This is a genomic window from Mesorhizobium sp. L103C119B0 (assembly GCF_000502235.1).
Classification (GTDB): domain Bacteria; phylum Pseudomonadota; class Alphaproteobacteria; order Rhizobiales; family Rhizobiaceae; genus Mesorhizobium.
In genome coordinates this window covers 36,463-49,942 of the sequence record NZ_AYXE01000003.1, presented here as the reverse complement: position 1 = coordinate 49,942, position 13,480 = coordinate 36,463, and the positions used below count along the sequence as shown (strand labels likewise).

Here is a 13,480-nt window from a genome sequence, read left to right as displayed (position 1 = left end):
GCCGGCTCGCAGCGTCTACAGCGAGGCAGGGTATTTTGAGATCCGGTTGGCGGGTACCATCCCGATTAGGACCGCGTGGATCATATGCAAGCACTTCACTTTTGCGAATGCCTGAGCCATTGACGCCGGCTGGCGCAGTTTGCGGCAATGCTCTCGCAAGAGCGTCAGGGACCTTCGCTGCCGCGCCACCTTTCACGTGACACGTTGCCGGAGAGTCAAGGGAAGGAGCTGAAAAGGGTAGACATGCAGAATGTCTTCGAGAGATTTTTGGAACGGCTTTCAAAAAGCGTCGAGGAGGCCGATCTTCGCGGTGCCCTAGTCGATGTAGCTTCGGAACTCGATCTACTCGCTTTTGCCTACCTATCCTTGCCAATGCGGTCTGATGGCAAGCCCACGCTGATCTCGAACTATCCGGCGCACTGGACATCGCGCTATCTTGAAAACCGGTACCAGAGTGTCGACCCGGTCATTGTGCGTGCACGCTGTGGTGGATGCCCGTTTCGATGGGGATCCGATCTGAAGGGCAGCGAGGCTTCAGGGGCTCAGGTTTTCGAAGAAGCGGCGCAGTTCGGCATCTGCTGCGGCGTGACGATCCCGATCATAGATCTCCGAGGGAATTTTGCGGCGATGACCTTTGCCGCTGATAAGCCCGATACTGCATTTTTCCGAGTCGAGGAACGCTATGAACAAGGTCTCCCGTTCATCGCGACCAGTTTTCATATGTTCGTTCGCAGCAGGCTTTCGGGCAATCGAATGGTGGACGGTGTGTCGCTGACGCCGCGCGAATACGAATGCTTGCAATGGTCCGCGAAGGGCAAGTCGGCCCGCGATATCGGCTGTATCGTTGGGATCACGCGGCACACAGCCGCGTTTCATCTGGGCAACGCTCGCCGAAAGCTTGGATTGACGACCACCAGACAGGCGATTACGCGTCTCGCCCGTTCAGGTTTTTCGCTTCAATGACAAGTCAGCCTCACCTGCGCAACTGCACAGGCTGCCAGATCGTGAAGATTCGCCTCCAATAGCGGGGAGATATCCCGGCGAGGAGGCCTTCGATGATCCAGCTGATTGCGCCCGACTGCTACGATGACTTTGCCGACGAACTGCATGCAATGCATCGCCTGCGTTACCGCGTCTTCAAGGAACGTCTCAATTGGAACGTGGGAGTGAATGGCGGGTATGAGATTGATACCTTTGACGTGCTGAGACCTCACTACCTGCTGCTCCATAGTTTCGACGCTCGAGTCGCTGGTTGCGTGCGCCTTTTGCCCTCTACAGGCCGGACAATGCTTCGCGACACGTTTCCGATGCTGTTGGAGGGCAAGACCGCGCCCGAGGACTCGCGCATCTGGGAAAGCAGCCGCTTCGCGCTCGACATAGCTTCGTCCGCACCGAAGGGAGCGGGGGTATTGCTCTCGGTACCTACGAACTCTTCGCCGGCATGATCGAGTTCGGTCTGTCGCGCCAGCTCAGCCGCATCGTGACAGTCACCGATTTGCGTTTGGAGCGCATCCTTCGGCGCGCCGGCCGGCCGCTTGAGCGAATCGGCGAGCCGCAAAACGATCGGCGTCACCCGCGCGCTGGCCGGCTATCTCGAAGTGTCGAATGAAATATTGCAGGTGGTTCGACAAAACGGCGGCTTGGCGGTCCGGTGCTATGGTCGCCAGTGCTTCGGCGGGTGGCATGATCTTTCCACGCAACGGGGGCGGGCAGGGGAGTACCGTCATGCCCGTTGCGACAGACGTTACGCCAGACTGGTGGGACGAAAGATCGTACGACTACACCGCTCATTTGACGGTGCGGGGCTGGGCCTGGGAGTTTCTGAGACGCAACCCGGCATTCCAGCGGGATCTGCTCGCTGCGCTCCAGCGGGCCAACAATTTGTCGCGTAGCGCGCCCGTCGAGGTGATCGCGTCGGCCGGCGACCTGTCGCGCTGGGGTGTTTTGTTTCGCTGAGGCTTATGGGAGCAGTGCGGCCGTGTTCTGGTGTCCGCGTCGGTGCGCACATGTGTTGCCGATCATTGCGGAACAGCTGTCCACATTGTCGACGACGTCGCCTTTCGATCTGGCGGCGTTGTCATGTCGTGCGACAGTCCTGCTGATGCCCGACAAGAGCCAGCATGTTCTTCTTCGCAATGCGCATCGCAGTCTCCAGCTCGCTGTCTCGGGTCCGGACATCCTGCGGCCTGTTTACCTGCGCGCCGAGGCGATCTGGCCGGCAGCACTTTCGAAGCATCGCCTGTGGGCACTCGAGTGTCTCAATGCCCTCTGTGCGCACGGACAAATGCCCACACGCTTGTTTCCGCCCGACAAACGCGGCCCCCGATTGACCTTCGTTCTTCGTGCGCTCGACGGATCGCTCGCCGGAGCGTCACATCGCGAAATCGCTGAAGCGCTGATCGGTCAAGGCCGCGTCCATGCCGACTGGAAGATCCTCGCGATCACCTGCGCGACCGCATCCGCCGCGCCGTCACCCGTGGCCACGCGCTCATGAATGGTGGCTATCGAGACTTCCTCGTCTGAGAAAGCATCACAGTCCGCGCTGTGCGTCAGCCGGCGAAAATTTCCTTGTAGCCGGTCGTCACCATCCAGTTCGCACGGTCGAGATGACTGCGAAAAACCTTGCGAGCCCGTACCGGCTCAAGAGCCGGGTCGATGCCCAGAATGAGATCGGCCATCTCTTCTACGCTGGCATTGTCGGCACAGGCGTCCAGGATCCGCAGGTAAATGGTGAAATGCTCCCTGTCGTAGCTCGTGAGGCTTTCCGACCAGGGGACTTCGTCCATGATGTTTGGCTTCATTTGCGCTCTTGCCTGTTTGATGTGAGTAGATGGTGGCGGTCGGCCGGTTGCGGCCCGGCTGAGCATCTTCTCCGACAGGAGGCCAAACTATAAAGAATAGGAACGATCATTCCTAGAACGATAATTCCTTTTCAGCGCCTATCTCGCTGTGGATCTCAAAGAGGTCATGGCGATCAACATGCGTCGCTTGCGCCATGAACAAGATCTGACGCAGGAAGAGTTGGCTGCACGCGCGGACCTTAGCATGCGCTATGTGGGCTCGATCGAGCGTGCCCGCGTCTCCGCAAGCGTCAGCGTGCTCGGACGACTTGCGGAGGCATTCAGCGTTGACCCCTGCGAGCTAATAAAACCACCGCGCAAGGTATAGCATTCGCGATCGGCTTCGGCGGAAGCCGAAAATCCAGCCAGCTCTTGACGGCGCTCGCACGCCTGACGACGCGCACCGGGTGGTCGTGAACCGAGCCGGCTTTTCTTCGGCAAGCTCAGGCAGTCCTCAGCCATATGCTTGCATCGGGAGCCACAAAGAGCCCAACCCATGGCAATTAAAACGACCGAGGTTCTAATCGCCACCGGATGAAAGTTCCGTGGCAGGCCAGCTGTAGTAAGCCCGCAATGATCCAACAGGCGCACAAGCTCAGACATGACGTCCGGGGAAATGATGTCGGCAAGGAGTGCTATCCGGAGCACTCCATCAGCAACGGCAAAGCCATCCTGCTCCAAGGTGAGTCTAAGCACTTTAGGCCTTAGTCGAGGCCCCGTTGACCAGGGGACTCTTCGTGGTCCGGTGGAAGCGGGGAAGCCGCCCCCTCGACAACGGCTTACTCAAGTGTGGCCCCACGATCGGCTGCTATGTGTCGGATGGTCATCGATAAAATTGATCAGAACGTTCCTCCGATTTCGGACACTTCTTCGCCCACGGGCAAAAGGCCGCCTCCTCGAATGATCTGGGTCGCCTGTGTAGGGCCGATGGCAAAAAAAAGGGCGCACGAGGCGCCCTTCATTTCAGATCGGCTATCAAGCAAGCCGCATTCGCCTTCGTTATCAGAAGCGGTAGGTGACACCTGCGCCTATCAACCAGGGATCGAGCGCGGCCTTCCCCGTCAGCTTCGCGCCGTCCTCAGTGACGTCGAAGTCTGGTTTCAGGAAGAGCTTCTTCACGTCGAAGTTGACGCCCCAGTGCTGATCCACCATGTAGTCGAACCCGACCTGCAGCGCGGCGCCGAACGTGTTCTTAACCTTGAGAGCATCGGCGCTGCCGGCATCCTGGTTATAGAAGATCGTGTAGTTTACGCCGCCACCGACATAGGGCTTGAAGGCGCCGAAATCGGTAAAATGATACTGCAATGTGAGCGTGGGCGGCAGCAGCCAAACCTTGCCGATGTTGCCCAACCCGCCGATCGTTCCTTGGCCGTAGATGTTGGCATAGGTGGTGCCGAGTACGAGTTCGGCGGCGATGTTGTCCGTGAAGAAATAGGAGATATCGAGCTCCGGGATCACCGTGTTCGAATAGGAAAGACCGGAGCCGGGCACCGCATTGACGTAGCCCGAATCCTCAGTGATGACCCCCAACCCACGCAGGCGGATTTGCCAAGGACTTGGCTCTTTTGTGACCGAGGTTCCTGCCTGCGGGACGCTCGGGGCTTGCACAAGGTCGGCCGCGACGGCTTGCTGTCCCACCACCATGAGGACGACGGCCGCTGTTGCTCCCCGCGCCACGCCCGTTTGCTTTCTCGCCATGATATTCTCTCCTTGCTCTTCAGAAATGATGGATTGCACTATGAAAAACCCTGTTGGACTGCTTGAGATTAACGGCGCATCTGCGTGAAACTATGCACACATTATTTGCGCCGTGCTCGCGATCAGCAATCTGTACTCACTATTGAAAAGTTGCTCGTGTTGGCCCCGGTCATCTATCGACCGACATCGGTTTGCCAGCCGATCGCACTGCGAAGGAAATTGTTACCCAGGGCAATGAACGCGGCCCGCCCCCGATTGTCCTTGCTGTAGCTGTGCCCGCCAGCGCCGGGCTCGTAGAAGTAAGCGGGATAGCCAAGAGCCTGCAGCTTTGCGGCCATCTTGCGCGCATGGCCCGGGTGGACGCGGTCGTCCGCTTTGTGGTGGTGATCAGGATCGGCGGGTAGGGCTCTCCCAGCATCGCGGCGTGGTAGGCGGAGATGTCGCTGAGGAAAGTCCAGTCCTCCGGCTTGTCGGGATCGCCATATTCGTCAATCCAGCTCGCGCCCGCCAAAAGCTTGGTGTAGCGGCGCATATCGATAAGCGGCATTGTGCAGTACAGCGCGCCGAAACGCTCAGGATAGCGGGTAAGCATATTGGCGATCAGAAGGCCGCCATTTGAGCCGCCCTCGGCGGCAATCCGCCTTGGCTTAATGCCCCTTCGCACGAGGTCGGCGGCAACGGCGGCCAAATCGTCATGGGCGAGACGCTTGCCGTCCCTGCGCCCGGCCTCGTGCCAACGGGTGCCGAACTCTCCGCCGCCCCGGATGTTGGCCACCACGCACGTGCCGCCGCGTTCGAGCCACAGCTTACCGAGCGAGGAGTTGGAGTGGGGCAGGCGCGATACGCCGAACCCGCCGTAGGCGGTGAGATGAATCGGGGCATCCCCGTTCCCGTTCGTCGGACCGACCTGCGTATAGGGGATCATCTCACCATCGGTCGAGACTGCCTCGTGGCGCGTGACCACCAGCCCGGATGCGTCGAAATTCTCCGGGTTGCGCTTCAGGATTACTGGAGCGCCGAGAGGCGCCGCGGCATTGAGGTCGAATAGGAGAAGCTTCCGCGGCGTGATCGGGTCCTGAGCCGAAATGAGGACCTCTCCATTGGTCTCGTGACGTTCCGCATCGAGCGACACGAGGTGAACAGTCCCTTCGGCGGGCACGGTGTCCAGCGCTCCGCGCGTCCATTCCTGGCGGTCGGGGGTGAACATCTCGAAACGCGGATCGAGGTTGACGAGGTGTGAGATAATGAGCTTCCCGTTATTCCAGAAGAATGACTGCAGGGAGCGCCTGTCGCCTGGTTCGAAGAGGATGGCAAAACTGCGCTCGCCGGCGATGAAGGAGGAAAGCGAGATGCCGATCAGCGCGTCCGCGGCATGGGTCATCCCTCCCACTGTCCACGGCTTGCGCGGCTTTACCGCCAGCCAGTCGCCGAAGCCGCTCCACGAGGCGTCCCGAAGAAGGTCGATCCGCATCTTCGGCCCGCTCCTGTCGCCCATTCGGCCGATCTTCTCGAAGGAGGCCGGCCGCTCGATGAACAAAAGGCGCTCGCTCTCGGCGGTGCGGTCCAGATGGCCGGACACGCCGAGGGATTCGGAACCGGTCTCGAAGATTACCGGCGCGGTGAGCGGATCCGCGCCACGCTTCCACAGCCGCACGGTGCGCGCGTAGCCGGAGCGGGTGGCCATGCCATCACCAAGCGCACTGGAAAGCAGAAGCGTGTCAGGGTCGAGCCAATTGACCCCGCCCTTGGCCTCCGCGAGGTTGAAACCGTCGGCGACGAAGCTAAGAGACTCCAGATCGAATTCGCGATGCACGACCGCCTCTATGCCGCCGCGCGACAGGCCCAGAACGGCTCTTTCCCGTCTCTCCGGCTCAAGGGACGCGCCGCGCCAGATCCAGTCCTCTCTGTCGCTAGCGGCGAGGGCGTCCAGATCGAGCAGTAGCTCCCAATGGGGATCCACTTTCATGTAGGCGGCAAGGGTGGCCCGGCGCCACAGTCCGCGCGGATTTCCGACATCTTGCCAGAAATTGTAGAGGTACGGGCCGCGGCGGGTGATCAAGGGAATCTTGTCAGGACGGTCGAAGATCGCTGTCAGGGCGTCGCGGTCGCGATCGAACTGCGTTACGCCGAAGTGCCCCAGGGTTCTGGCCGACTGGCTGGCGGCCCAGTCAAGTGCCCGTTCGCCTTCTACATCTTCGAGCCAAAGATAGGGATTATCGTCGGGAGCATTCAGCGTTGGCCGGAAATTGAATGCGGTCATGTCCGGATAACCCGAAGAGTGATGTCGCCTCGAAAACAGGCGCAAAGTCTTCCGTCCCGGGAAAGCTCAGTTTTCGCGGCTGCGACCGCATGTTCGGCGCGCATGATCATGGGATGATTTCTCCTCTGTCCGTGCCGCAGCGCGTTTTGCGGACTGCGTTGCAGGTGTCGTGCCAAATGAGAAAATCATTTCATAACAATGCGATCACCCTGATGGCGTCGTGTCTCATGTCCGACATCGTCGGAGATCCGACAACGAATGCAGCCGTGACCGCCTGATAGAACCTCCTGTGCCAGCTCGGTGGGCACTGCGGAATAAGCAGTGAAGCTCACCGCGAAACTGGCCGAGCTTCGGATCGACATCGGCGACGGGGCGATCGACGACCACTACGTCGCCGGTGTCGGGCGCGGGACTCCGCGGCGGCGATCATCGAACAACTGCGTTTACGATAGCTCATCCTGGCCCACGGGTCGGCGCGCAAAAGACTGCTTTGCGGCCTCATCCCTTTGCCTGGATTGAGTCGCAGGGGCCGAATGGCGCATCCGCTTTTGGAACCGGCAGAGTGGTAGAACGCAATTGTCTTCCGGCTATCTTTACAGAGATTCGACAATCCAGTTGGTTAAGCTCCCATATCGCGCAAATCATTGATGCGCTCAGGTCTGGGCATGGGCCCATCACATCTCATCAAGAGCATCGATCCGACACCGACATAGAGAATTGCTTCTCCATTTAGAGAGGCCTCGCGGCGGACATGAGATTGCGTCACTCTTCATGATCGCGGCCTCCGAGGATGTCGGGATCGAGCCAGTGCAACGGCACAATAGGGCGAAGGATCTGGCAGCTCTTGCAACTGCCGACCTCGATGGACAAGGCATATCGCGATCTGTCCGGCAGAGACACAGGGTTCTGCACTGTCCGTTCATGAAGGCTTCGTGCTGGGCTCCATAAGAGAAGTATTCTGGTGCAGAAGGTGCCCGATTAGCTATTCGGAAAAGGCGACATCGACGTGCAAATCGGGCGCCGCCGGTAGGCGTTCCCCTCAATGTCGGATTTCCGACAGGATCGTAAATCCACCAACCCATTACTTAATAAGGTTTTCCTTCTCTGGCACGGCCCATGCACGGGTTTCTGCGAACGCATCAGCGAGAGGTCGTCCATGATCATGCGCACCGAAAATGCCTTCGCCCCAGCGAAAACCGCGCTCTCGCCTGCCATCAAACCGCCGAAAGGCCGGCGCGTCATGGTCGAGGCAGGCGATTGCACCGGCTTCAAACACCTTAGTGGGCCTGGAAAGCTCCTCGCGTGACGGCGAGGGGGGCATCCAGACGGGCGGAAAGGACAAACGTCGTTGCCCCACGTCGCCGGCATGACCCGTCGATTGTCACCGCGCTGGAATGCGCGGGTCCACATGCGAAGACCCGAACGCGCAGGACAAATTCTCGCAAGCCCGGTCGGGACCGGGGCTCGAAGTCCGTGAGCGGAGGCTAATGGCTATGGCCGATATTCGCCGCGAACAAGCCGCCTAGTGGGAAGACGCTATAGGAGGAAGCAGGTGGAGTTATCTTGCGTTGGGATCGGTGCTGGCCCGTCCAATTTGAGCCTTGCGTGTCAGATACACGAGCAAGTTGGGAAAGGGGCAGTGTTCCTGGATCGGCAGGTCGACTTCCGCTGGCATCCAGGCATCGCATTCGATTCCTCGGAGCTCCAGGTCAGCCACTTCAAGGACCTGGTCACTCTGGTGAATCCGCGATCAGCCTACACTTTCGTAAACTTCCTGCACGAGAACGGGCGTCTGTATCACTTCCTGAACGCACAGTTCGAAGCCGTGCTCAGAGTGGAGTTCGAACAATATCTGAACTGGGTCTTCCACAGGAACCCACTTGTGCGTGGCGGCGAGACAGTGCGCGAAATCCGCTTTGACGGCGAGTTTCGGGTGCGGACGGATAAGGCGGTTCTCGGCGCCAGAAACGTTGTGGTCGGCATTGGCAAGCAGGCGCAAATTCCGCCTCAATTTCAGGGCTGGATTGGACGCAACCTGTTCCACTCATCGGTTTTACTGCACATCCACCCTGAGGTGCGGAGAAAGCATGTCTGCGTTGTCGGCGGAGGCCAGTCGGGAGCCGAGGTGATGTTGCACCTTGTCGGCCTGCCGAACGAACGGCGGCCTGCCTCGATCACTTGGGTCTCGCAGCGCGAAAACTATCTGCCTCTGGACAACAGCCCGTTCACAAACGAGTTGTTCATGCCCTGCTTTTCGGATCGCTTCGCGGCGATGAGCGAGTCGCAGCGTAAGCTGCTCCTGCGGCGTTTCGTGCTTGCTTCGGACGGCATTTCAGAAAGCACGTTGCGCGCGATCTATCAGGCGCTGTACCGCCACGCATTTTTCGAGCCAAACCGATCCGACATCACACTGCGGCCGGGCTGCACCGTCTCGCACTGCATCAACGCCGGCGCGGGTCACAGGCTGACCCTGCAGCACGGCATGGTCGAGGTCGAAGAAGTCAGGGCTGATATCGTCGTGCTGGCCACCGGTTACGAGAACGCGATCCCAGACTTCTTGGAACCTATCGCGCACCGGCTGGAGCATATCGACAATGAATTAGCTATTCGCGAGGACTTTTCGGTGAGCTGGGACGGACCGCGTGACAGCCGCATCTTCGTACAAAATGCGAGCCTCGGGCAGCGCGGCCTGGCCGATCCGAACCTAAGCCTGCTGGCCTGGCGCGCGCGCCGCATCCTCGATAGCCTTCTTGGGCGCGCGCCATGCGCGAACCCCGAGCATCCTGGCTTCATCAGCCATACCTCGATCGAGAGCTGGCCCGCCCCCGTAGCCGAAGAAATGGGCAGCGGGATATGACTCGTAAACTTCTGATCATCGGCGGTGGCATCCTGGGAATGACGTCCGCGTCCGCTGCGAAGGCCGGAGGCTTCTCCGAAATCATCGTGACCGAACAAGTTCTTGGACCAAGCGGCGCATCGCATTATTCTGGGGGCGTGCATTTCCCCTACCGTTGTCAAGGCCGTACCAGGTCGCGCACTCGAAAGAGCGCCGTGGTCTTGGCGGCTATGGCTGGGTCGGCGGTCAGCGGATGGTGCCGGCCTTTAGTGATGCGTGTCGTGGCTGGACCGGGTGAAGCGGTTGATCCGGCCCAGTTTACCGAAGCTCTGGACCCGGCCGAGCATGACATAGGCAGTTTCGCGCCGAGCTTCACCGGACAAAATCCGTCGGAGCGGAACGCACTTAGCATCGCCGTCCCACATGCGTGGGCGTCTCCGTGGACCGCAACTAGCCAGCGCCCGACTGCCCTAATTGGGGTCCGACCAACCAGTCTTTCCAACAGGAGGCTTTTCGCATGTTGACTGATACACAAAGAGACAAGTGGCAGAAAGACGGATACGTCAGGCTCGAAAGTTTCTTTGCGCCAGCGGCTCAGGAAGATATCTCTGATTTTGTCGAAGATGTGTCACGCTGGGACGTCAGCGATGATAAATGGCTCATGTGGTTCGAGAAGACGACGGACAATCGAAAGATCATATCCAAGATCGAGAATTTTCTCGACTACCATGATCCATTGCGTCGTTTGCTATTAGCAGATCAGCGCATAAAGTCAGCAGTCGATGATTTGCTTGGAGAAGATTCGCGCAGGCTCAAGGAGTTGCTTATTTTCCACTACCCCGACAGCGGCGGCTATCTCCCGCATCAGGACATTTATCACATTCCACACAAACTCCCCGACCGGATGGTCCATGCGGTGGTTGCCATAGGCATCGACGACTCCGACCCGGAAAACGGCGGGCTTTTCTTCAGCCCCGGCAACCACAAGAAGGGGGTGTTCCCCATGGATGCCGGTGGGGTGATCGATCCTCAAGTCGCCGAAACGTTCTCCTGGGAACCCGTAGTATGGAAGGCTGGCGACATCTTCATCTTCGACGATTACGCACCGCACTACTCACGACCGAACAAAAGCAATCGCTCTCGGCGGACACTCTACTTGGTGTTCCAGCGTGCCTCAACCGGTGGGCCGACCCGCGCTGAATATAACGTGCTTAAGCGCGCCCTTAACCCGCCCGAGGGCAAAGTGGCCGATCTCGACAATCTCAAGCCCCCAAATGGCATCTTCTATCGCGATTGAGCTCACGCAGCCAGGCGGAGGCATGCACACGAAACTGATCGACCGCTCACGAAATGCGCGGACGGTATGGCGGTCTGATTTGCGGGCTAGCGGAGCATCGGACGCTTTGGCACGTGGATTGTGGAGGGGTCACAGGCGGCCTTCTGTGTGCCTACAGCCCGACCTAGCGCCCCCCTTGGTCGCCCGCCTGCCGGCCCAGAGCTGCACTATCCTGGCCGGGCCGCCAACGGGTCGGGCTGCCGTTTCTCTCCATGAAGTGCACTTGAGGCTGTTCGTTGGCAGCCGAAGGTCCGTCCCACTCTTCAACAGCTTAGGTTCGTTGTCATGCGCAAATACACGTTTTCTCGAACGGAGCTGTCGCGAGCGTTCGGTATCGACACGGCCACGCTTGGAACGGGCAGTGCTCGCACGGGGTTTTCGTTCGGAAAGGTTGGACCCGGGGTCACATCCGAGCCCCATCGGCACGACGAAATCGAGGCCTTCGTGGTCCTGTCCGGTGCGGGCAAGGCCACCACCGACCTTGGGGAAATCTCGGTCGAGGCCGGCGACGTCGTCCTGTTCCATCCTTTTGAAGCGCATGTGCTGCGCAATGACGGGAACAAAGACCTGGATTTCGTCGATGTCTACTGGCGAGACGGCGAGGCCGCCCTTGATGCCGCTGCAAAGACCACGGCTCCACGCGGGCCGACCTTCGTCTTCTCCGCGCCGCCAACGCCAAATGGCGATCTGCATCTGGGGCATCTTTCTGGCCCCTATTTCGGCGCCGACGTCTATACCCGTTTCCTGCGCATGAAAGGAGTCGAGGCGTATCACCTGACCGGAAGCGACGATTACCAGAGCTACGTCGCGACACGCGCCGCTACCGATCAATGGACGCCTGCAAACGTGGCGCGCTACTACTCCGACGAGATTCGCGCCACGCTTGCACTTCTCGATTGTGACGTCCACAGCTTCCAAGCCACAATGGGCGATGACGGTTACCGCGAATTTCAAGCCGCGTGTTTCCGAACTCTTCTGAGCAGCACGGCGGTAGATCTGCGCCAGAGCCCTGCGCTTTTCGATGCTGTGACAGGCCACTATCTTTATGAGCCGGATGTTAAAGGCCTCTGCCCCGATTGCGGCGGCTCCGCCGCCGGCAACATCTGCGAGGAATGCGGCGCCCCAAACCTTTGCCACGACCTGGGTGCAGCGCGGTCACGGCAGTCTGCCGAAGCGCCGCTGGTCGGCTCCCTCCGCCGTCCGGAACTTGCCTTGGACCGCTGCTACGACAATATCGACCGGCATCTAAGGGCATCAGGCGTCCCGCTACGCATCTTGGATCTCTTCGCGCGCCTACGCCAACGCGGCAAATTTTCAGTACCCATTACCCACCCCTCGGAATGGGGCCTGCCGGCCGAAGGGTTCCCGGGGCAAGTGATCTGGGTCTGGCCGGAGATGGCCTTCGGTTTTCTTTACAACATCCAGGCGCTCGGCCGCTCGCTGGGTCGCGACTGGAATGCGGAGATGCCCGGCAGCGATTGGCAGATTGTCCATTTCTTCGGCTTCGACAATTCGTTCTACCACGCGCTACTCTACCCCGCTCTTTACGCCGAGGTCTTCTCCCACTGGACGCCGCGCATCCACTATCACGTAAACGAGTTCTACCTGCTCGACGGCAAGAAGTTTTCAACCAGTTGCCGCCACGCGGTCTGGGGCAAGGACGTTCTGAGCCCAAAGACAGTCGACGTCGTGCGCCTCCATTTGGGCCTGACACGCCCGGAAGGGGAGCGGACGGATTTCACGCTGGACGGGCTGCGCCGCACCGAGAAGGAGGTCTTCCAAGGGATTTGGCTGAACTGGCTTGATGCGTTGGACCAGGAAATCAAGCAGGATTTTGCCGGCCATGTACCCGATGCAGGCGACTGGAGCCCAGTCGACCGCGCCTTCTTTGCTCGGATAGAGATCTATCGCGCGGCGATGGAGCGGGCATATTCAGACGAAGGCTTCTCGGTCCGGCGTGCGGCCGCTCAGGCCTGCGATTTCGTGCGCGATTGCGTGATCTACCGTCGGGCGCGAGACTATGCGGCTGCGCGATGTTTCTACCCCGCCCGCAATCGAACTTCGCTAGCCCTTCAGACGACGGCCGCTGCGATCATGGCACCGACAGTCGCTCCGCTGATGCCCCGATTCGCCAGAACGCTGGCGCGAGGCATCGATGGCGTCTCAACCGAAACATGGCCCCGGTCCGTCCAGCGCCTCGCACCCGGGACGCGCTTTGATCTCAGACCCGTGTTGGTGTTCTACGCCAAGTCCGGCAATCCTCACCTCGATGAGGAGGAAGCACTATGAGCCCAAAGGTGCACCAGTGAGCTGTCCCAATCTCGACCAGATCTGCGCGGCAACCAAAGCCGACCATGCCAAATATGCTGTCACTGGGGCGACCTGAACCAGCGCGTCGTCGACAACCCTGGCCCGCGGCTTCGAGGACCGCTCGGCCGGTCGCTTCCCAGCCCTTGCTGTTCGTGCCGCAATGCCGTGAGGGCTCGACTGCGCTGACCAACCTCTGCGGC

The 13,480-nt window shown here is 59.9% G+C and carries 10 protein-coding genes and 3 pseudogenes; 10 read left to right on the top strand and 3 right to left on the bottom strand.

The genetic code is table 11. The features are described 5' to 3' along the window. Window positions 1-243 precede the first annotated feature (243 nt). From X728_RS161165 to X728_RS1000000172210, 5 genes and pseudogenes are all read left to right on the top strand, one after another. A complete protein-coding gene (locus X728_RS161165) occupies window positions 244-963 on the top strand; it encodes a LuxR family transcriptional regulator (protein WP_023830740.1) in 720 nt (239 codons plus the stop codon). A 92-nt stretch (window positions 964-1,055) separates the two neighbouring features. Then, window positions 1,056-1,687: pseudogene (locus tag X728_RS01000000166260) on the top strand (acyl-homoserine-lactone synthase). Between the two features lie 38 nt (window positions 1,688-1,725). Then, window positions 1,726-1,956, top strand: coding sequence for a DUF6499 domain-containing protein (locus X728_RS1000000167630; protein WP_155923921.1), 231 nt, complete (start codon window positions 1,726-1,728; stop codon window positions 1,954-1,956). Window positions 1,957-2,101: 145 nt separating this feature from the next. Continuing rightward, window positions 2,102-2,371, top strand: a pseudogene (locus X728_RS1000000172215) (DUF2285 domain-containing protein); the annotation flags it as partial. Window positions 2,372-2,424: 53 nt separating this feature from the next. Further along, window positions 2,425-2,523, top strand: coding sequence for a DUF2285 domain-containing protein (locus tag X728_RS1000000172210; protein ID WP_348625629.1), 99 nt, complete (start codon window positions 2,425-2,427; stop codon window positions 2,521-2,523). Between the two features lie 26 nt (window positions 2,524-2,549). Here X728_RS1000000172210 and X728_RS161170 read toward each other — a convergent pair whose 3' ends face one another. Next, complete coding sequence (locus X728_RS161170; protein ID WP_031194854.1) at window positions 2,550-2,801, bottom strand: DUF2285 domain-containing protein; 252 nt, start codon at window positions 2,799-2,801, stop codon at window positions 2,550-2,552. Between the two features lie 148 nt (window positions 2,802-2,949). On the opposite strand from X728_RS161170, the gene X728_RS161175 reads away from it, so the two are divergent. Then, window positions 2,950-3,168 carry a helix-turn-helix transcriptional regulator gene (locus tag X728_RS161175; protein WP_023830737.1) on the top strand — a complete coding sequence of 73 codons (219 nt, stop codon included), beginning with the start codon at window positions 2,950-2,952 and terminating at the stop codon, window positions 3,166-3,168. A 674-nt stretch (window positions 3,169-3,842) separates the two neighbouring features. On the opposite strand, the gene X728_RS161180 is transcribed toward X728_RS161175, so the two are convergent. Continuing rightward, window positions 3,843-4,538: an OmpW family protein gene (locus tag X728_RS161180; RefSeq protein ID WP_023830735.1), complete on the bottom strand. Its 696-nt coding sequence runs from the start codon at window positions 4,536-4,538 to the stop codon at window positions 3,843-3,845. Window positions 4,539-4,711: 173 nt separating this feature from the next. After that, window positions 4,712-6,798, bottom strand: a pseudogene (locus tag X728_RS01000000166250) (prolyl oligopeptidase family serine peptidase). 1,156 nt (window positions 6,799-7,954) lie between these two features. Between X728_RS01000000166250 and X728_RS1000000170080 the strand changes: the two are divergent. From X728_RS1000000170080 to X728_RS161195, 4 genes are all read left to right on the top strand, one after another. Then, window positions 7,955-8,104, top strand: coding sequence for a hypothetical protein (locus X728_RS1000000170080; protein ID WP_155923920.1), 150 nt, complete (start codon window positions 7,955-7,957; stop codon window positions 8,102-8,104). A 219-nt stretch (window positions 8,105-8,323) separates the two neighbouring features. After that, on the top strand, window positions 8,324-9,655 hold the full coding sequence (locus tag X728_RS161185) for a lysine N(6)-hydroxylase/L-ornithine N(5)-oxygenase family protein (RefSeq protein ID WP_348625625.1): 1,332 nt from the start codon (window positions 8,324-8,326) through the stop codon (window positions 9,653-9,655). Window positions 9,656-10,151: 496 nt separating this feature from the next. Continuing rightward, on the top strand, window positions 10,152-10,931 hold the full coding sequence (locus tag X728_RS161190) for a phytanoyl-CoA dioxygenase family protein (protein WP_023743348.1): 780 nt from the start codon (window positions 10,152-10,154) through the stop codon (window positions 10,929-10,931). 324 nt (window positions 10,932-11,255) lie between these two features. Continuing rightward, complete coding sequence (locus X728_RS161195; protein ID WP_023830733.1) at window positions 11,256-13,259, top strand: class I tRNA ligase family protein; 2,004 nt, start codon at window positions 11,256-11,258, stop codon at window positions 13,257-13,259. Window positions 13,260-13,480: the final 221 nt, after the last annotated feature.